Below are 610 nucleotides of genomic sequence, written 5' to 3' on the forward strand. Positions count from 1 at the left end.
AAGATGTTTCAGTTCTCCGGGTCTGCCTTCTGACAAGCTATGAATTCACTTGTCGATAACACGACATAACTCGTGCTGGGTTCCCCCATTCGGAAATCTCTGGATCAACGCTTACTTACAGCTACCCAAAGCATATCGTCGTTAGTAACGTCCTTCGTCGGCTTCTAGTGCCAAGGCATCCACCGTGCGCCCTTAATAACTTAATCTATGTTTCCACCATATTAGAACGTAGTTCTAATTTTAAGAAACCTGTTATTAATCTTGTGAGTGTTCTTTCGAACACTAGCGATTATGTTTTATGAATTCAAGCTTTTTTAAAACTCTTATTCACTCGGTTTTGCTTGGTAAAATCTATTTTTACTTACTTATCTAGTTTTCAATGTACAATCAATAAACAAACAATCACATCAAAATAGTATATCAAAATATAATTTTGAATGTAATTTTCATTTAGTTGTTGAATGTTTAAAATAAACATTCAAAACTGAATACAATATGTCACGTTATTCCTCATCTCTACGAGATGTTCCGAATATATCCTTAGAAAGGAGGTGATCCAGCCGCACCTTCCGATACGGCTACCTTGTTACGACTTCACCCCAATCATTTG

At 36.4% G+C, this 610-nt stretch carries 2 rRNA genes; both read right to left on the bottom strand.

Annotation, left to right across the window (positions count from 1 at the left end):
- Window positions 1-206 (bottom strand): 23S ribosomal RNA (locus SBL15_RS12935); the annotation flags it as partial.
- A 338-nt stretch (window positions 207-544) separates the two neighbouring features.
- Window positions 545-610: ribosomal RNA gene (locus SBL15_RS12940) — 16S ribosomal RNA — on the bottom strand; the annotation flags it as partial.

This window comes from Staphylococcus sp. NWU MKU2 (genome assembly GCF_033283605.1).
Classification (GTDB): Bacteria; Bacillota; Bacilli; order Staphylococcales; family Staphylococcaceae; genus Staphylococcus; species Staphylococcus haemolyticus.